The 19229-nt window shown below is 66.4% G+C and carries 17 protein-coding genes; 13 read left to right on the top strand and 4 right to left on the bottom strand.

The features are described from left to right. Positions 1 to 106: 106 nt before the first annotated feature. A complete protein-coding gene (locus tag GA566_RS25290; RefSeq protein WP_137927564.1) occupies positions 107 to 892 on the bottom strand; it encodes a GntR family transcriptional regulator in 786 nt (261 codons plus the stop codon). A 639-nt stretch (positions 893 to 1531) separates the two neighbouring features. Here GA566_RS25290 and GA566_RS25285 point away from each other — a divergent pair. The 8 genes from GA566_RS25285 to GA566_RS25250 all read left to right on the top strand — a co-directional run bounded on the left by GA566_RS25285 (position 1532) and on the right by GA566_RS25250 (position 9975). Next, positions 1532 to 3070, top strand: a complete 1539-nt coding sequence (locus GA566_RS25285) for a hypothetical protein (RefSeq protein WP_160474355.1) — start codon at positions 1532 to 1534, stop codon at positions 3068 to 3070. Between the two features lie 178 nt (positions 3071 to 3248). After that, on the top strand, positions 3249 to 3677 hold the full coding sequence (locus GA566_RS25280; RefSeq protein ID WP_160474354.1) for a hypothetical protein: 429 nt from the start codon (positions 3249 to 3251) through the stop codon (positions 3675 to 3677). Beyond that, positions 3674 to 4372, top strand: coding sequence for a C39 family peptidase (locus GA566_RS25275; protein ID WP_137927561.1), 699 nt, complete (start codon positions 3674 to 3676; stop codon positions 4370 to 4372). The genes GA566_RS25280 and GA566_RS25275 overlap by 4 nt, the downstream gene beginning before the upstream one ends. A gap of 13 nt (positions 4373 to 4385) precedes the next feature. Further along, complete coding sequence (locus tag GA566_RS25270; RefSeq protein WP_160474353.1) at positions 4386 to 5576, top strand: hypothetical protein; 1191 nt, start codon at positions 4386 to 4388, stop codon at positions 5574 to 5576. A gap of 71 nt (positions 5577 to 5647) precedes the next feature. Next, entirely contained in the window at positions 5648 to 7081 is a 1434-nt protein-coding gene (locus GA566_RS25265) for an acetate kinase (RefSeq protein WP_137927559.1), read from the top strand. Between the two features lie 165 nt (positions 7082 to 7246). Continuing rightward, entirely contained in the window at positions 7247 to 7759 is a 513-nt protein-coding gene (locus tag GA566_RS25260) for a DUF1269 domain-containing protein (RefSeq protein ID WP_137927558.1), read from the top strand. A 240-nt stretch (positions 7760 to 7999) separates the two neighbouring features. Next, complete coding sequence (locus GA566_RS25255; protein ID WP_137927557.1) at positions 8000 to 9142, top strand: ABC transporter substrate-binding protein; 1143 nt, start codon at positions 8000 to 8002, stop codon at positions 9140 to 9142. Positions 9143 to 9189: 47 nt separating this feature from the next. Continuing rightward, positions 9190 to 9975 (top strand): SDR family oxidoreductase, encoded by a 786-nt coding sequence (locus GA566_RS25250; RefSeq protein WP_137927556.1) that lies wholly within the window; start codon positions 9190 to 9192, stop codon positions 9973 to 9975. Here GA566_RS25250 and GA566_RS25245 read toward each other — a convergent pair. Continuing rightward, positions 9926 to 10888 (bottom strand): LysR family transcriptional regulator, encoded by a 963-nt coding sequence (locus GA566_RS25245; protein WP_137927555.1) that lies wholly within the window; start codon positions 10886 to 10888, stop codon positions 9926 to 9928. The two genes, GA566_RS25250 and GA566_RS25245, sit on opposite strands and share 50 nt — an antisense overlap. A gap of 117 nt (positions 10889 to 11005) precedes the next feature. On the opposite strand from GA566_RS25245, the gene GA566_RS25240 reads away from it, so the two are divergent. The 3 genes from GA566_RS25240 to GA566_RS25230 are packed head-to-tail and all read left to right on the top strand — an operon-like array spanning position 11006 to position 13759. Next, on the top strand, positions 11006 to 12367 hold the full coding sequence (locus GA566_RS25240; RefSeq protein ID WP_160474352.1) for an acyclic terpene utilization AtuA family protein: 1362 nt from the start codon (positions 11006 to 11008) through the stop codon (positions 12365 to 12367). Between the two features lie 13 nt (positions 12368 to 12380). Further along, positions 12381 to 12737: a hypothetical protein gene (locus GA566_RS25235; RefSeq protein ID WP_160474351.1), complete on the top strand. Its 357-nt coding sequence runs from the start codon at positions 12381 to 12383 to the stop codon at positions 12735 to 12737. A 50-nt stretch (positions 12738 to 12787) separates the two neighbouring features. After that, a complete protein-coding gene (locus GA566_RS25230; protein ID WP_160474350.1) occupies positions 12788 to 13759 on the top strand; it encodes a tripartite tricarboxylate transporter substrate binding protein in 972 nt (323 codons plus the stop codon). Positions 13760 to 13955: 196 nt separating this feature from the next. Here GA566_RS25230 and GA566_RS25225 read toward each other — a convergent pair whose 3' ends face one another. Continuing rightward, complete coding sequence (locus GA566_RS25225) at positions 13956 to 16094, bottom strand: ParB/Srx family N-terminal domain-containing protein (RefSeq protein WP_237380647.1); 2139 nt, start codon at positions 16092 to 16094, stop codon at positions 13956 to 13958. 161 nt (positions 16095 to 16255) lie between these two features. On the opposite strand from GA566_RS25225, the gene GA566_RS25220 reads away from it, so the two are divergent. Then, the gene (locus tag GA566_RS25220) at positions 16256 to 17014 is read left to right on the top strand and encodes an NADPH-dependent F420 reductase (protein ID WP_137927551.1); all 759 of its coding nucleotides are present in this window, start codon (positions 16256 to 16258) and stop codon (positions 17012 to 17014) included. A gap of 42 nt (positions 17015 to 17056) precedes the next feature. On the opposite strand, the gene GA566_RS25215 is transcribed toward GA566_RS25220, so the two are convergent. Then, positions 17057 to 17443 carry a GNAT family N-acetyltransferase gene (locus GA566_RS25215; RefSeq protein ID WP_160474752.1) on the bottom strand — a complete coding sequence of 129 codons (387 nt, stop codon included), beginning with the start codon at positions 17441 to 17443 and terminating at the stop codon, positions 17057 to 17059. A 265-nt stretch (positions 17444 to 17708) separates the two neighbouring features. Between GA566_RS25215 and GA566_RS25210 the strand changes: the two genes are divergently transcribed. Next, positions 17709 to 19199 (top strand): AMP nucleosidase, encoded by a 1491-nt coding sequence (locus GA566_RS25210; protein WP_137927550.1) that lies wholly within the window; start codon positions 17709 to 17711, stop codon positions 19197 to 19199. The last annotated feature ends 30 nt before the right edge of the window (positions 19200 to 19229 follow it).

Below are 19229 nucleotides of genomic sequence, written 5' to 3'. Positions count from 1 at the left end.
ATGGCCCGGAAACGTCGGTGCCGAGAAGCCCAGGGAAGTAGGGCTGAATGGGCCGGGCGGGAGGCGCGCTGGCGGCGGAACGTGTCCGCGGCCAGCGCCCGGTGCGTCAGTCGCGCAACCCGGTGCGGGTTTCGTTTTCCACCCAGACGTTGGCACTGTCGCCGCCGCCCATCGGAGACAACTCCATGCGGTACTCATAGCGGTCGGGGCGATACTGACCCATCAGCAACTGCACGGGGCGGCCTGCCTTGTCCAGCACCACGCGGCGTACTGCCAGCAGGGCGCCGCCCACGGGTACGTCGAGCAGCGGCGCCACGACCACGTCGGCCAGCCGTGCGGTCAGCACCTGCGAGGCGCGTCCCAGTTCCACGCCGGCGGCTTCCAGCAGGCGCAGCATCGGCGTGGTTTCCATGTCCTTGCGCGAGAGCGAGCGGCCCAGGTCCGCAGGCAGGTACACGGTGATGTGCGAGAGCGGACGGCTCTTGTAGTGGCGCACGCGCACCACCTTCATGACCGGATCGCCTACCTGGATCTGCAGGGCCTCGGCCACTTCGGGCGTGGCATGTACCTCGTCGATGGAAATCACCTTGACGGAGGTTTTCTCGCCCATCTCGATGATGGTGCCCAGCAGGCTCGTGGACTTCTCGGACTCGGTGGACTGCGGCTTGACCGGGTGCGGATTGACAAACGTGCCCAGACCGCGATGGCGGCGCACGAGACCTTCCTGTACCAGACGGTCGAACACGCGGCGCATGGTCACGCGCGACGCGTGAAACTGCTTGGCGAGATCGATCTCGCCCGGCAGCGGACCCTGGCCGAAACGGCCTTCCACGATCTGCTGGCGCAGCACCACGTAAATCTGGTGATACAGGGGAACGACGGCTTCACTCATGGTTGCCCTTGCGAATGCGTTGATCCGACTAATGTACTTTAAATCAGACATAGAGCGTAGCATGAAACCTGCCCGTGGCGCATGAGACGCGAGGGCACCTGTGAGCGGCAACGCCCAACGCTTTGCGCAAGAAAAGACGCCGCACGGGCAGCATTGCGCCGCACGGCGACGATGGGGGCGCTTTCGCCACCGCTCGTCCGGCGCGCGGGTTCCCCGTCACCCCCCGAGCGGCATAGGGACCACCGCTGTACCGTTGTTTCATGACCGTTACGTCGCGTGGTCATGCGGGTTTGTGCGGAGGTACGCGCTAACTCCTTGATTGCAGGACTGATTTCCTGCGATCGCGGCGCAGCGGCCGGCAACCGGCCAAAACCCGTGTCACAACGCTGTGACATGTCTCCTCCCAAGCACAGGTTTCCCCCTGCCGACATGCCCGTTTCGGTGCGCGAAGTTCCCCGCTCCTAACCCGCCAGCCTTTGTATTTCAATGGATTACGCACCAAGGCGGTGTGGCTGGCACTGAATATGCGCAGGGGAGTCCCGGTCTGGTCATCAAGCCGGACCTGAACCTCCAGCCGATGTTCTCGAGAGCGCCGGCCGGAGGGTTGAGCCGCAGTACCAAACTTCCTGGGAGCTTCGAATGAAAAAGACTTTACTCGCGTCGGCAGTAGGCATTGCGATGGGCTTCGCTGGTCAGGCAATGGCAAACCCGACGAACAACATCGACGGCAATAGCACGACGGCTACCGCAACGGCAACCTCCACGCAGAGTGGGGCAGGCGCTTCGGCCAACGAATATTCAAAGACTTACCAGGACAACAGCACCGATACGAAGACCAACACCCTGTCGTCGACGAAGAGCTCGACGTACACGCGGACCTCGACGGAAACCAACACCAACTCCAAGAATCGCACCAAGCAGGATGTGGGCGGCCTCGGTAACGCAGCGGCAGCCAACGGCAGCACCGCCACCGCGAACTTCAGCAACGCGTTCAACAGCAGCAAGGCACTGGCCATCAGCAAGCTGAGCGGCGCCGTGTCGGGCAACTCGATCAGCAACATCGGCAACTACGCCACGAACAGTGGCAGTGCGGCTGGTGCGGCGGGCGGCGCTGGCGGCAAGGGCTATGGTGGCACCGGAAACGGCGGCACCGGCGGTGACGGCGGCAATGGCGGCAACAGCGGCAATGGCGGCTCGGGTGGCAGCGGCGGTTCCGCGACCAACGGCAGCGCCACCGCTGGCGACGCCTACAACGCTGGCGCAGTGGCTGGCAATGGCGGCCGTGGTGGCAACGCCGATGGCCGTGCTGGATCGGGCGGCGATGCCAAGGGCTACGGCGGCAGCGCGCTGTCGGCAAGCCTGGGTGCAGGCGGCCGTGGCGGTTCGGCAGCGGGCCTGGGCGGCAGCGCAGGTGCTGCCGGTCGCGGCGGCTCCGGTGGTGACGGCGGCTGGGCCAAGGGCAGCGGCGGCGGCGCACTGGGCGCAGGCCTGGGCGGTGGCTTGGGTGCTGGTGGCAGCAGCGGCGCGTCGAACTCGTCCAACGAGCGTGGCTCGGGCGCAGGCGGCACGGGCACGGCCACGGCTGGCGCTGGTGGCGCAGGCAGCGGCACCGGCACCGGCACCGGCTCGGGTACTGGCGGCGCCGGCAGCGGCACGGGCGGCGCTGGTGCAGCAGGCGCTTCGGGCACGGCAACGGCCACGGCGGGTGCGGGCACGGGCATGGGCGGCGCAGGCGGCGCAGCCACCTCGACGTCTGGCGCATCGACTGGCGGTGCTGGCTCGGGCACGGGCGGCGCAGGCGGCGCACAAACCAGCGTGGCTGGTGCGGGCGGCGCAGGCGGTGCAGCCACGGCAGGGGCTACCTCGACGCAGGCCACCAATGGCAGCGCCACGGCTGGCAACGGTGCAGTGGGTGCGGCTTCGGGAACCGGCGGCGCAGGCGGTGCGGGTGGTGCAGGTGCTGGCGGCACGGGCGGTGCAGGCAATGGTGCAGTGGGTGGCGCTGGCGGTGCTGGCGGTACCAACTACGTCGATGCAGGCACGTTCAACATGTCCAACGCCATGACCAGCGTTGGCCAGTCGGCAGCCGGCATCATGATCGCCAACCAGAACAGCGGTATGGCATCGCTGGTGCAGCAAAGCGTCAACGTGCAAGCCAACATGAACGTCGGCAGGTAAGACGACTGGTGCGCTCCGTGCCGCTCCGAACAGAGCGGACCGGGGCGTCCGGTATCTCATGTGGCTTTCCGCGGGCATCCCGGGCAACGCGTCCGGGATGCACTGCAACGTCAGATGCTTGCAGGTCCGGTGTCGCAGCCCTCACGGGGGCATGGCCCGGAACATGAGGAGACGCACCATGCGATCGCATCGCACTGTTGTCACGATCCTGGCGACAGCCACGCTGGCGTGGCCATTCGCACAGGCCATCGCGGGTCCGCCCGAGGCCGAGGCATCCGCCACGGCGGCAGCTGCAGCAAGCGCGGGTCCTGAAGGCACGACTGCCGTGGCAGTGGCGGAAGCCCGGACCGGCATCTTCGGCACATCCTCGCGTGCGGTGGGGGCAGACAAGCTCGCCGATGTCCGTGGCGGCGCGGAAACCGTGGTCAACGATATGACGCTGCGCGGGATGGTGGGCAGCAACGCGGCGGTCAATACCTACTCGGGGCAGAACATGATCTCGGAGGGTTCGTTCGCCAACTCGGCCGGCTTGCCCACGGTGATCCAGAACACGGGCAATAACGTCCTGATCCAGAACGCCACCATTCTCAACGTCCAGTTCAAATGAACATGCGAAGCCTGCTGATGGCAGCCGCCTGCCTGGCGGCCGTGCTGGGGGGCATGCACGACGCCCGTGCCGATACGATCCGCGTACCCGGCAACCAGGGCAACTCGTACTATGTGCCGGTCACCAGCCTGCGCGAGGCACGCTTTCGCACCACCATCCGGCAGCAATACGACTTCAGCTGCGGCTCCGCCGCGGTGGCCACGCTGCTGACGTACCAGTACAACATTCCGACCACCGAGCAGACCGTCTTCGCCAACATGTACGTCAATGGCGACCAGGCCAAGATCCGGGCCGAGGGATTCTCGCTGCTGGACATGAAACGCTTTCTGGCGTCGCGCGGCTTCGAGGCCGATGGCTACGAGCTGCCGCTCTCCAAGCTGGAGGAAGCCAAGGTGCCGGCGATCGTACTGATCGTGGAGAACGGCTACCACCACTTTGTGGTCGTGAAGGGGATCAACGGCAACCGGGTGCTGATTGGCGACCCGGCACGCGGCACACGCGCGCTGGAGCGCGAGCACTTCGAGCGGATCTGGGACAGCGGACTGCTGTTCGTGATCCACAACCGCACGGAAAGTGCGCGTTTTAATCTTGCGTCCGACTGGCGTGTCGCGCCGACCGGACCTTACTCTACCGGGATCAACCGCGACAGCCTCTATTTCACCGTCATGCCCAAGCATGGCGCCTCGGATTTCTGAGCAGGGGAGCAGCATGGTTCAGACAACCGATTCAACCGCACCACGCGCGCCGGGAACGCCCCGGCGCGTGGCGGGTCCGGCCACGGCAGCCGTGCTGCTGGGGGCGGGCCTGGTGTGTACCGGCCATGCGTATGCGGAAACCGACATGCTTGCTGCCGACGCCGTCGGCAGTGCCAGTCTGGCGGTCCCATCCGTGGTGGAACTCGTAGCGATGCCGGTATCGCTCGAACTGCCGCCGCTGGGCGAGGCACCTGTCGCGGCCACGGCCGTGGCGACTGCCGTGGCCGCGCTGGCAAGGCACGAGGAAGACGCGATCGCCGCTGTGGCCAACACCGGGATTTCGGCAGCCGATGCCGCAGCAGAACAAACCGTTGCCGAAGCGCCTGCGCTGGTCGTTCCGGTGAACAAGGCCACCGTGGCCCGACATCAACCCTCCGACGATGCGATGCGCCGCGCCATGACGCTGGCCACGCGTGACGCGGAGGCGCCGGTGTCCGAGGCACGCAAGGGCATGGCCAAGTGGAAGCCGGTGGCGCAGGCGCGGCTTGAGGAGTCTCGTGGCGGGTTTGATGCAGGTGGACTGCAGATCGGCTTCGGCATCGACCGCGCGGTCTTCGTCAACGGCGCGCTGGCGGTGTCCACCAGCATCACGATTCCCGACGTGCGCGCCATGACGGCGGCGCAGGCTTCGCAGTTGCAACAGGCACTGGGGCAGGTGACGGTGGCCGTGAGCGCGGCGAACAACGCGGCCAATGCCGCGGTGGCGGCCGCACAGGCCGCAGCGGCGGCGGCGCAAGGGGCAGCGGCACAGGCAGCCCAGGCCGCGACAGCCGCGGCCAACGGCGCAGCGGCTACGGCGCAGGGCGCGGCGGGTGCCGCTGCCACGGCAGCCAGCACGGCATCGACCGGCGCGGCGGCAGCGGCAGCGGGCGCGGCAGGCATGGCGCAGACGGCCATCGCCAATGCGGGCACGGTAGCCACCAACGGGTTGATGACCGTCATACAGAACGGTGCCGGAAACATCGCAAACCTGGGTGCGGCAGCGAACATGCCGGGCACCGTGATCCAGAATAATCTCAACAACCAGAACATCCAGAGCCTGATGACGCTCAACGCCAGTGTGAACACGCTCGCGGCATTCCGCACGCAGCTTGCCAACACCGCGCTGAACAGCGTGATCCAAAGGTCCGCAGCAATGAGGTAGTCGCGTGTAGCCAAGAACGAACAGGTGCGGGCCCTGAAGTAAAGCCCGCCGTCCCGGGGGAGGAAGACGTCATGAAGAAGCGTTCACTACAAGGCATCCGCTATGCCGGATGCTCGATGCTGTTGCTGGGCGGCATGGCCCAGGCGCAGAACATTCCGGATGCGGGGCCCCCTGCGTCCGGCCAACTGGAGATGCTGCAGAAGGAGCTTGCCGAACAGGCCAGGCAACTGGAAGCCATGAAGCGTGCGCTGGCCGACCAGGAGGCCACGATCCGCGCATTGAGCCATACCGTCGATAACGAGACCCTGGCGCGCAAGCGCGGCATGCAGGGCACTGGCGTGACGGGCGGCAATGCCGCCACCAACGCGGCGGCAGCCGGTGCGGCGGCAAGCGCCACGCAGATCAACAACACCGCGCAGCAGGGCGTGCAGGCGCAGCAGGCGCCCAGTGCAGCGCCGCCCGAGGGCATGGTGGAAGGCCAGGCCGCACAGCCGGGCGAGGCAGCGGGCGCGGAAGAGCCCGTGGGGCGTCCGCCCGAGCGCGAGACGCGTCCGCCGGAAATCGCACCGATCTTCGATCAGCCTGGCGTGCTGACGCCAGCCGGCAAGATCATCGTCGAACCCAGCTTCCAGTACGGTTATTCGTCGAGCGACCGCGTGGCGCTGGTGGGCTACACGGTGATCCCGGCCGTCCTCATCGGCCTGGTCGATGTGCGGCAGGTGAAAACCTCCACGTACATCGGCGCGATGGCCTTCCGCTACGGGATTACCAAGCGGCTCGAAATCGAAGCCAAGGTGCCGTACGTGCACAGCAGCAGCGATACCGTCAGCCGCGAAGTGTTCACGGGCACGGCGGTGGACAACGTGTTCAATTCCAGCGGCAGCGGGCTGGGCGATGTGGAAGCCACGCTGCGCTACCAGCTCAACTACGGCAACGAGAAGCTGCCGTTCTTCATCGGCTGGCTGCGCTACAAATCCAACACGGGCCGCGATCCGTTCGAAGTGGTGACGGACTGCGTGACGCGCTGCGTCAGCAACACCACGGGCACCGGGCTGCCGCTGGGCATGCCAACGGGTACTGGCTTCCAGGCGATCCAGCCGGGCGTGACATGGCTGCTGCCGACCGACCCGGCGGTGTTCTTCGGCACGTTCAGCTACCTGCACAACTTTGCGCGTGACAACATCAGTCGCACAGTGCTCAACGGCGAGAAGGAATTCCTCGGCAAGATCTCGCCGGGAGATATCTTCCAGTTCAACTTCGGCATGGGCCTGTCCCTGAACGAGCATGCCTCGTTCAGTATCGGCTACGACCAGAGCATCATCTGGCCGACGAAGCAGAACGGGCAGACCGTGCCGGGTTCGGTGCGGATCACGCAGGGCACGCTGCTGGTGGGCTATTCGTACCGCTTCAACAACAAGTACACGCTGAACCTGTCGGTGGGAGCCGGTCTGACGCGCGACACCCCCGACCTGACTGTGACCGTGCGCCTGCCGATCACATTCTGACCCGCGTGATGCAGTGCGAGGTGACGTGCGGAATCCTTCATGCGCGCGTCACTTCGGAGGGATCCGTTCGGTGCCTTGCACTGTGTGCGTGGAGAGAGTAGAACGAACGAAACCGTCCCTGACGGATACCCATGTTCCGGGGCGGCCTGACAGAGGAGGCAAGTCATGCGCAAACGGATCTTCTGGTTGTTGCCCGACCTGGCAAGCGCCCGCCGCACCATGGACGACCTGCTGCTGGCCCGCATCGAGAACCGCCACATCCACTTCGTGGGCCGTGACGGTGCCGACATGACCGGGCTGCACGAGGCGAACCTGTTCCAGACTTCCGATATCGTTCACGCCGCCGAGATGGGCCTCATGGTGGGCGGGGGCGTCGGCATCGTGGCAGGCGTGGTGGTGGCCATGTTCCCGATCGTCAGCGACACGCCGCAGTGGGGCCTCGTTGGCGTGCTCGCGGTGCTGGGCGCGGTGTTTGGCGCCTGGGCATCGAGCATGATCGGCAGCTCCGCTCCCAACAGCCGGTTGCGCGTCTTCGAGAAAGACATCGAGGCGGGCAAGCTGCTGCTGATGGTGGACGTGCCGCGTGGCCGCGTGGAGGAAATCGAAACGCTGCTCGAAGCCACGCACCCGGAAGCCCGCTTCGCAGGGCTGGACCCCGCAGTACCGGCATTCCCTTGAGCCTGCGCCACACTGGATGAAGACGGACCGCAACCCCGGGTTATCCCCGGGGGCGCTGTCCTGTGGCTACAACACCCGGCCGGGCCAGTCGTGCCCGGACTGTCCATTCGTTTGAACAAATAACGCGCTTGAGTTACCTTCCCTGAGCCGCCGTGCGGCGCACCGTCAGAGTGCGCGCTGAAAGCGCGGCGTAGCAGCTGCAGTCGATCATAAAAAGCCAGCGCTTCAGGAGGGGTCACAATGCGTTATGCAGGAAAATTCGCGTGCGGCATGCTTGCCGCCACGCTGGGATTCGCCGCGCCCATGGCGGCGCAGGCCGAACCCGGCATCACCAGGTCCACGATCCGCATCGGCCAGTCGGCTGGCGTGAGCGGCCCCGTCGCGGGGTCCGTGAAGGAGCAGATCGCCGGTGCACAGATCTATCTCAACGCGATCAATGCCAATGGCGGCGTAGGCGGGCGGCGCATCGAGCTGCTGACCTATGACGATGGCTTCGACGCCAAGCGCACGCCGGACAACGTGCGCAAGCTGATCGGCGAAGACAAGGTGTTCGCACTGTTCATGGTGCGCGGCACGCCGCAGAACGAAAGCATCCTGCCGATCATCGCCGCCGAAAAGGTGCCGCTGATCGCGCCGCTGACCGGCGCCATCACGCTGCATCGCCCGGTCAATCGCTACGTGTTCAACGTGCGCGCGAAATACCAGGACGAGGTGGCCCGCGCGATCAACCACCTGGCCACGTCCGGCATGAGCCGGATCGGCATCTTCTACGCCAACGACGGTTTCGGCCAGGACGTGTTCGAAGGCTATAACACCGCGCTGCAGGCACGCGGCGTGCAGCCGGTGGGCACGGCATCGTTCAATCGGCCGATGGGCGATATTGCCCAGGGCGTGGCGAGTATCAACAAGGCCAATCCGCAGGCGGTGATGGTGATCGGCTCGGGGTCGGAAGCCGCGAAGATCATTCGCGAGATGAAGAAGGCGGGCAGCCAGGCGCAGTTCGTGACGCTGTCGAACAACGCGGCGGATTCGTTCATCAAGGATCTTGGTGAGGACGGCAAGGGCCTGATCATCACGCAGGTGGTGCCGGGCATGAACTCCAGCCAGATGAGCGTGGCCAGCGAATATCGCAGCATGGCCAAGGCGCAGAACGCGGACCTCAGCAATGCGGGCATGGAAGGGTTCATGTCGGCCAAGGTGCTGGTGGAGGGCCTGCGCCGCGCCGGGCCGGAACCCACACGCGAGAAGCTCGTCAACGCGCTGGAAGGGCTGCGCGACTATGATCTGGGCGGCATCCTCATCAGCTACAGCGCCACGCGGCATACGGGTTCGTCGTTCGTCGAGATGTCGATCGTCTCGTCGACGGGCAAGCTGATCCGCTAGTCCCTGCATTGCCAAGGGCGGGAGGAGGCTGCGGTATAGTGGCCGCCATGCCGATCTCCGCCCCCATCTCCACACATCCTTTCTCGCTCGCCGGCCGCGTGGCACTGGTCACGGGCGGCGCGCAGGGCCTTGGCCTGGCGATTGCCACGGGCCTGGCCGATGCCGGTGCACACGTGCTGGTGTGCGCGCGCAATACACAGCGCGTGGCCGATGCCGTGGCACAGCTACAGGCGCGTGGCGCCAGCGCCGAAGCGCTCGTACTCGACATCACGGACGAAGCAGCGGCGTCGGCGGCGTTCGACCAGATCGCCGCCACGCACGGCCGGCTCGATATCCTCGTGAACAATGCGGGCGCACGCAACCGCAACGGCATGGCCCATCTCGACGCCGACGACCTGCGCGCGATGCTCGACACCAATCTCGTTGCGCCCTACACACTGTGCCGCCATGCGGCACGGATGATGGCATCGCAGGGTTATGGCCGCATCGTCAACGTCAGCTCGATTGCAGGCCAGGTGGCGCGCGCCAACGATGTGCTCTATCCCGCCACCAAGGGCGGTCTCGATGCGCTGACGCGCGCCATGTCGGCGGACCTGGGGCGGCAGGGCATCACGGTCAACGGCGTCGCGCCGGGATACTTCGCCACCGAGCCGAACCAGAAGATGGTGGAGGACGACACGGTCTCCGAATGGCTGCGCAACCGCACCTCGCTGGGCCGCTGGGGGCAGCCCGAGGAAGTGGCCGGCGCCGTGGTGTTCCTCGCCTCGCCGGCAGCCTCGTATGTCACGGGCCAGGTACTGGCCGTGGACGGCGGCTACCTCGGACATTTCTGAGCGATTTCTTCGCCGCCGGTGTGCTGGTGCCGTAGTGCGCACGCAGGCATTCGATCATCGCGGCGGCGGCGGCCGAATCGCTGCGTTCCCTGAGCCGCACCAGGCAGATGTCGCGCTCCAGCGTGGGCATCTGCATCGGCCGGACGGCCAGCCCCTCGCGCCGGAACTGGAACAGCGCCAGCGCAGGCACCACCGACACGCCCAGCCCTGCTTCCACCAGCGCCGCCACCGTGGCCAGGTGCTCCACTTCCATGACGCCATTGAGCCGGAGCGGATGCAGCGCCGCATCCAGATGCTGGCGCACGCTGCTTGTGCGCGAGAGCTGGATGAAAGGCAGGCCAGCGAGCGCCTGGGGTGCAATACGCCGCTTGGCGGCCAGCGGGTGATCGGCCGGGCAGACCAGATGAAAGCTGTCATGGACGAGCGATTCGATGCGCAGGTCGGTGTCCTGGGCGGGCGCCGGCGCCAGCGCAAAATCGGCCTGTCCGCGCCGGACCATGTCGATGCAGCCATCGGCCAGTTGATCGTGCAGCGCCAGCGAGATGCCGGGATAGCGGCGATGGAAGTCGGCCAGCAGCGGCGGCAGGTCGCCACCGGCCAGCGAGGGCAGCGCGGCAATCGACACGCGGCCCTTGCGGCGCTCGGCATGGTCGCGCAGGTCCTCGAACGCACTCTCGAAATCGGCCAGCAGGCGCCGCGCCACTTCCTCGAAACGATAACCGTCGGCACTGAGATCCACATGACGCGTGGTGCGCTCGAACAGGCGACTGCCAGCCTGCTCCTCCAGCGTCTGGATCAGCGTGCTGAAAGCGGACTGGGACAGATGGCACGCCTGCGCGGCGCGCGTGAAGTTGCGATGGGTGACCAGCGCCATGAAGGCGCGCAAATGCTTGACCGAGAGGTTTGCCAGCATGACGGGTGCGAGTATTCATCGACAAGATCGATAGATTAATCCAAATCATCCGTTTGTCGAGGGCAACGGGCACACCTAGAATGAGATCGCTGCCCATAGGAAACCCTGCGAACGCCCATGACTGCCCCCTTGCTGATCGGATCCGGAGCCGGCTTCTCCGGTGACCGTACCGACGCCGCCCTGCCCGTGGTGCGCACGCTGATCGCCGCAGGCGGCCCCGGCGCACTGATTTTCGAAACCCTCGCCGAACGTACGCTGGCGCTGGCGCAACTGGCCCGCCGCGACAACCCCGAACACGGCTACGAGCCGCTGCTGGACCTGCTGCTGACGCCGGTGCTGGGCCTGTGCCTCACGCACGGCATTCCGATCATCGGCAACTTCGGCGCAGCCAACCCGCGCGCGGCGGCGCGGCGCGTGCTGGCGCTGGCGGCCGAACTCGGCCTGCCCGCACCGCGCGTGGCCGTGGTGGAGGGCGACGATCTCTCGCACGATGCGGGCCGCGCCATGTTGCGCCGCATCGTGGGCGAGTCGTTTCCGGAAACGCGTTTCGTCTGCGCCAACGCCTATATCGGCGCCAGGGCGATTGCCGATGCGTTGCGCGAGGGCGCCCAGGTGGTGGTCTGCGGCCGCGTGGCCGACCCCGCGCTGGCCGTGGGCCCGGCGATGGCGCATTTCGATTGGGCCTGGGACGACTGGAACCGGCTTGCCGCCGCCACGATGGCGGGCCATCTGCTCGAATGCGGCGCGCAGGTCAGCGGCGGCTACTTCGCGGACCCCGGCATGAAGGACGTGCCCGATGTGCATGCCGTGGGTTTCCCGATCGCGCAGATCGACGCCGACGGCGGCATCGAGATATTCAAGGCGGCGAACACCGGTGGATGCGTGGACCTGCGCACCGTGAAGGAACAACTGCTCTACGAAGTGCATGATCCCAGCGCCTATCTCACGCCCGACGTTGTGGCCGATATCGGCGCGGTGACGGTGGAGCAGATCGGCACCGATCGCGTGGCCGTGCGCAATATCCGGGGCCATGCGCGCCCGGCCGAACTCAAGGCCAACCTGTTCCATCAGGGCGGATGGTTTGCCGAAGGCGAGATCTCGTATGCGGGGCCGAATGCCGCAGCGCGTGCGCGACTCGCGGCGGACATCGTTCGCAAACGCATGCAGGGACTCGGGCACGACGTGCCGATCCGTTGCGACCTGATCGGCGTGCTGAGCGTCTTCGCCGACGATAGCGGCGCGATGATCTCCGCGCCGCAACCGCATGAAGCCGATGCGCGCGACGTGCGCATGCGCGTGGCACTCGCACACGAAGACAAGGCCGTGGCGCAAGCGCTGCTGCGCGAGGTCAATGCGCTCTACACCTGCGGCCCGGCTGGCGGCGGCGGTGTGCGCACCGGGCTGCGTGCCCGCCTGAATGCCACGTCGTGCCTGGTGCCGCGCGACGCGGTGACTGCCACCCACGCGTTCGTCGCCTGACCGGAGTCCTGCCATGACCGCCACCCCAGACACCTCCGCGCCGCTCTACCAATTCGCCCATGGCCGCACGGGCGACAAGGGCGACCGCTCGAACATCAGCGTCATTGCCTACGATGCGCGCGACTTCGATCACCTCGTCGCCCATGTCACCGAAGATGCCGTGCGTGCCCTGTTCGCCGCCCGGCAGCCGCGTGCCGTGAAGCGCTACGTGGTGCCGTCGATCCAGGCGATGAACTTCGTCATCGACGGCGTGCTCGACGGCGGTGTCAACGACGCATTGAATCTCGACACCCACGGCAAGGCACTCGCGTTCCTGCTGCTGGGTTTGCCGATCCCCTTGCCGCCGCGGCTCGCCGGCGGCGCCTCATGATTGCCGAGCCGTTCCCCATGTCAAAACGAATAGAGATAGAGGAGACAACGATGTACGGATTCCGCAGGCCGCTGGCCATTGCCGCCTGGGCCATGTGCCTGGCATTGCCCGCAGGGAGCGCATGGGCAGAATTTCCCGACAAGCCGGTGCGCTTTGTGGTGCCGTTCGCCGCAGGCAGTGCCACCGACCAGTTGGCTCGCGCCATCGGCCAGGCCATGACGGTGGACAGCAAGGTCACGGTCGTGGTGGACAACAAGCCCGGCGCAAACGGTTTCATTGCCGCCAGCGACGTGGCCAAGGCTGCGCCCGATGGCTACACCGTGCTGATCACCACCAACACCACGCATGCGGCCAACGAACACCTGTTCAAGAAGCTGCCGTACGACCCGGTGAAGGACTACGCGCCGCTGACCGCGCTGGGACGCGGCGGCCAGATCATGGTGGTCAATCCGCAGGTGCCGGCCAAGACCGTTGGCGAGTTCATCGCGCTGGCCAAGAAGGAGCCGGGCAAGCTGAGCTTCGGCAGCGGCAGCTCCTCATCGCGCATCGCCGGCGAGTTGTTCCAGCAGATGGCGCATGTGCAATTGCTGCACGTGCCATACAAGAGTAACCCGCTGGCCATCACCGACCTGCTCGGCAACCAGATCCAGATGATGATCACGGACACAGCCACCGGCCTGCCGCAGGTGAAGACGGGCAAGCTGCGCGCGCTGGGTGTCTCAGGCAAGGCACGCTCGCCGCTGGCACCGGACGTTCCGACCATCGACGAGGCTGGCGTGAAGGGCTACGAGATGAGCTACTGGTTCGCGGCCTACGCCCCGGCCGGCACGCCCCCGGCCGTGGTGACCAAGCTGAACCAGGTGCTGGTGAAAGCGGCAAAGAGCGAAACGGCGTCGCAGTTCTACAAGACCACGGGCACCGAAGTCTTCACGAACACCCCTGCGGAACAGGCGAAATTCCAGTCACAGGAATCGGAGAAATGGGGAAAGATCATCAAGTCGGCGGGTATTCAGCCGGAGTGATGGGACGCAGAAACGGGTACGCTCTGAACCCTTGCCTCTGGTCTGTACACCGCTTGCGGGAGAGGGGTTGGGGGTGAGGGCAAGCCGTCGCTATCCCGATGCGTAGTTAGAACTTGAAACGCTGGCCCTCACCCCCCGCCCCTCTCCCACTGCGTGGGAGAGGGGAGCAAACAAGCGGTCGGGGTAGCCTCTCCGCTTACTGCTTCAACTTCAACCGGTAATCCACCGCATACGGCAGCTTGCCCGGCGATGCCGAACCCACCGGCTGCGACAGCTTGGTGAACTCCGCCTCACCGAACGCCGACAACCGGCCCAGCGTCGCCGCAGTCTTGTCGCCGCTGACAATCGCTTCCGGTGCCAGTGCCACCATCGCTTCCGACGCCGTGCGCACAGCGGCAAGATAGGCCGCGGTGTCGTCCAGGTTGACCTGCTTCAGATCCACCTTGGTCCGCAGCCAGTCTCCCCAGTAGAACTCGGTGTACTCCGTGGCGCCCGTGGGCGGCGCGTAGCCGATGTCGCGCGTGAAGTAGACCAGCGAGCGGTACGGGTCGTTGCCAAGTCCGTTGTTGAGGCCCACGCCGCGCGGCAGATCGGCCGGGTAGACCGGGCGGTTCTCGCCATCCTTGAGCCAGACCAGCTTGCGCTCGCGCAGCGTGCGGAAGAACTGGGCGCGATTCAGACCGGACAGGTTGTCCTGCACGCGGACCCACATCTTGGCCTGCGGGCCACCCGTGGGCGCCTCGGTGACCGTGCTGAAGGCGTGGTGGCCATCGGTCAGGTACGGCTCGCCAAACGGACCCACCACCAGCGTCTTCATGTCCTCGGGCTTCTCGCCCACGGCCTTGGTGCAGGTGAACGTGCTGAGATCGTCGATGCGCGACGCGGCCGTGGTGCCGTTCTTGGCCGTCTTGTTCTGGCCGTTGTTCTCGCAGGCATCGTCGAAGTTCTTCAGCGGCTCTGCCGCATAGCGTCCCAGCTTGTAATAAATCTGGTCGCGTCCGATGGCCGGCTGCGTCGGGCGCAGGTCGGCCATGGTGACGAGGATGTTCTGCCCGGCGGCGGCCTGCAGGTACGTGGCAATCGGCGCCGGTGCGGCCAGCGGCGCGCAGACGGCCGGAAGCTGGCGGCTGCTACCCGGCACCTGGCGCAACTGGTAGGCCAGGTTGCGGCTGACCGGCAGCCACGTCAGCGAGCCGCTTTGCGACTGGCTGACCACCGTTTCCTGCCAGTTGCCCGACAGCAGGCCATTGGCCGTTGCGCCGCCCACGCTGTTGTACGACAGGGCGACATCGACGGGGATGTTGTCGGCGGCCAGCGTGTTGCCGGCCACGGAAACGATGTTGCGACGCGTGCGGCCGGTAGCCACATTGGCGTCGTCGAGTTCGGGTTCCGAGCAGAGCCAGTCGCCATCCACACCGTTGGCCGCAAGCGCGGTGGCGGGACGCACCACCCAGTTACCCGTGGCAGCGCTGGTGCTGGCGCCGGTTTCATCGACGAACAGAGCCACGTTGCCTTGCTGACGGCCCACGAATACGCGGCCCACCTTGCTGCCGGCCAGCGTCAGCGTGTAGGCGCCCGGATAGCGGGTCTGGTCGGCGTCGGCACTCAATTGCCCGACCTGACCACCGGCGCAGGTTGCGGCGTAGCCTTGCCCCGCGCAGACACGCACGGCGCCGCTCGCATCGATGGCAAGCTGGCCAGCCGTGGCAGTGTCGCCAGCCTGGCGAAGATAGCTGTAGGTACCGACCACATCGGCCAGTTGCGCGCCACGGTTCGCGGCGGAGACATAACCCTGCAACAGTGCACCGTTGCCGGCCAGGACGTTGGGCACCTGGCCCAGCGCGCCGGACAGCAGGCCATCGTCAAGCGTGAAGCTGAATGTGATGGATGCAGCGGCGGCGGCCAGCGCGGCGGGAACGTCGCTGCCGACCGCAGCCAGCTTCGAGACGCGATACATGTTGCCCTCGACCGTGTACTGACCCACCAGTGTACCGGCCAGTCCGAAGCGCGAATCGAGGAAGCGCAGCGTCAACTGGCCGGCGGCGGGCTGGTCCAGGGCCACGGAGACCGTGTCGCCGAAGCTCACCGCGCCCACGTAGAGCGAGCCGCCCGACAGCGGCTGCACGGCTGCCGGCGTGGTGCCGGTGCCGCCGTTGTTGCCCGTGCCATTGTTGCTACCGGTGCTGCCGTTGTCATCGCTACCGCCGCAAGCGGCCAGTGTGGCGGCCAGCGCCAGCATCGTGACCGCGGCGATAGCCGATGGTGCGTGGCGTCCCGCGTGGTGTCCCGCGTGGTGTCCCGCTTGGTGTCCCGTGTTCCTCGACCTGCTTCCCATGATCTTTCCTGTGTTGTTGTCGTCTGGGCAAGCGTGCGTCGTACGCGGCACGTTGCCGCGCGCCAGTCTAGGCACGGGGGATGACGGTTCCGTGACAACCTGATCGCTCCGCATGCCGTGATGGCCTAGAGTGACAGGATCGGACCTCTCGGAGAGACCTCATGGCGCAGATACCTCACGGGCGGAAGGCGAGCCGTCGCAGGGTGTTGATCGCGGGCGGCTGGAGCCTGCTGCTGGCGTTACCCGCCACGCATGCGGTGGCCCAGTCGGGATCGGGCAAGACCCGAGACAAGGACAAGGGCAAATCGAGGATCGGCGTGATCGGCTCCGGCAAGATTGGTGGCACCATCGGCGGGCTCTGGGTCAAGGCCGGGCACCCGGTGATGTTCTCGTCGCGCCACCCGGAAACCCTGAAGCCGCTGACTGACAGCCTCGGACCCCTCGCGCAGGCCGGCACTGTGGCGCAGGCCGTGGCGTTCGCCGACGTGCTGTTGCTGGCTGTGCCCTATGGCGCTGTGCCCGAGGTTGGGCAGCAGAACGAATGGCGCGGCAAGATCGTGCTCGATGCCACCAATGCCATCAGCGGACGGGATGGCGCGGTGGTGGAGGAGGTCAAGGCCAACGGGATCGGGGCTACCACGTCCAGATACCTGCGCGGCGCGCGCGTGGTGCGGGTGTTCAATTTCACCGGCGCGGGCGAATTCGCGCGGGAAAGCCATCGCAAGCCACCGCTGATGGCCGTGCCGCTGGCCGGCAACGATGCCGAGGCGCTGATGGTGGCGTCGGCGCTGGTGCGCGAGGCTGGATTCGATCCCGTCGTCGTGGGTGGGCTGTCTTCGGCGGACCGCTTCGCGCCCGGTGGCAAGCTGTTCCGCCAGATGGGTACGGCCGAGGACTTCCGGCGCGCGATGGCCGAGTAGGGGCGGTGTGTTCAGGGAACGTTGTGAAGGAGGGAAAGCGGCCTAACGGCGGCGCCACTCCATGGCCACCATGGAAGGCGTGAAACCGAGCTGGCCGAAGAACGCGGCTTCGGAGGAGCGTGCGGCGCGCAGCGCCCAGGTGATGTCGGGATCGTTGCCCATGACATGACGCAGCAGCGCGCGGCCGATGCCACGGCGACGGTGCTGGGGCGCCACGGCGACCATCGAAACATAGCCGTTCGAGATATCGTCGCAGAGCGCGCGGGCAAAGCCGATGACCTCGCTGTTCTCCACGGCCACCGCCACCCGCTGGGAGTTGGCGATCAGTTGCGCGAACCGTTCGGGGTTGTTGACCTGTTCCCAACCGTTGGCAACCAGCAGCTGTCTGGCGGCCTCGATTTCCTCGGGCAACGGGTTACGAACTTCCATCGACGATTCCTCCTGCGTGATACCGGCTACCGGCATTTCGCCATCCGACCCCGACGAAAGTAGGGCATGGATGCGCGCCAGCCATTGACGCACGGGGCACGTCGTGCCAGTGCCGCGCAATTTGGCGACAGAGTGTAGCGAAGCGGATGCGGCGGCGTCAAACAACTTTGTCCGCCTTTTGGCCGCTCTTTATCCACCGAATGCGGCGGCGCGCACGGTTCGGACGCGCACGCGAGACACCTGACAGGCGTCGGAAGCTGGCGGTATGATGGCTGCCATGAATGCCCCGATCTTCTCTTCCGCCCATCCGGCCGATCAGCTGGCCGAGTTCAACGATGCCGACAGCGCGTTGGCACGCATTCGCGAGATCTACGACAGTTCCGTGGCGGCGGTGCGGGCACGCTTCGATGCCTTCGCCCACGGCAAGCCGCTGCCGTCCGCCGCGCACGCCTGCTATCCCTACCTCGGCATCTCGGTCAATCTGGAAACGATGGTCACCGACAGCCGGCCTTCCTGGGGTACGGTGGCGTACCCCGGCGTCTATGGCACCACGGTGACGCGTCCCGACCTGCTGTGCGACTACTACCGAGACCAGATCGAGCGCCTGATGCGCTATCACCGCGTGCCGGTGGTGGTGGGGCTATCCCGGCAGCCCATCCCGCTGCCGTTCGTGATCGAGGCCTCGACCACGGACATCAGCTACACCCAGGCGCGCGAGCTGGAGGCATCCTTCGTGCTGCCCGAGCTGAGCCGCATCGACGATTCGATTGCCAACGGCACGTACGAGCCTACGCCGGGCGAGGCCTGGCCGCTGTCACTGTTCTCCGCCGAGCGCGTGGATCTGGCGCTGCAGCGGCTGTACCACTACACGGGCACCGCGCCGCAACACTTCCAGCGTTTCGTGCTGTTCACAAACTACCAGCGCTACGTCGACGAGTTCGTCGCACTGGGCCGGGGCCTGATGGCCGACGGCGGTGGCGATGGCTACGTGAGGTTCGTCGAGCCCGGCGATATCGTGCAGGAACTGGGCGCCGCGGAGCCCGAGGAAGCCACGCGCCCACGTGCCCTGCCGCAGATGCCCGCTTACCATCTGGTGCGCGAAGATGGGCTGGGCGTGACGCTCGTGAATATCGGAGTGGGTCCGTCTAACGCCAAGACCATGACGGATCATCTCGCGGTCCTGCGTCCCCACTGCTGGCTCATGGTGGGCCACTGCGGCGGGTTGCGACGCTCGCAGCAGCTTGGCGACTACGTGCTGGCCCACGCCTACGTGCGCGACGATCATGTGCTCGACCACGACCTGCCGCCATGGGTCCCAGTGCCGCCGATTGCCGAAATCCAGGTAGCGCTACAGGAAGCGGTGGCACGCGTGACGGGTTTGTCGGGCACGGAAATGAAGACGCGTATGCGGACCGGCACCGTGGTATCGACCGACGACCGCAACTGGGAACTGAAATCGAAGGCGCTCTATGCCCGGTTCAACCAGTCACGGGCCATCGCCATCGATATGGAAAGCGCGGCGGTGGCGGCCAACGGCTTCCGCCTGCGGGTGCCGTACGGCACGTTGCTGTGTGTTTCGGACAAGCCGCTGCACGGCGAGCTGAAACTGCGCGGCATGGCCAACGCCTTCTATCGGCAGCGGGTCAGTCAGCATATGACCATCGGCCTGGAAGCGATCCGCATCCTGCGCGAGAACGGCGTCGAACAACTGCATTCGCGCAAACTGCGCAGCTTCGACGAACCGGCGTTCCGCTAAAGGATCGCGCAACTCCGCCTTTCTTTACCG

This window comes from Cupriavidus sp. SW-Y-13 (assembly GCF_009793345.1).
In the GTDB taxonomy this organism is placed as follows: Bacteria; Pseudomonadota; Gammaproteobacteria; order Burkholderiales; family Burkholderiaceae; genus Cupriavidus.
This window is presented reverse-complemented; position numbering and strand designations above follow the sequence as displayed.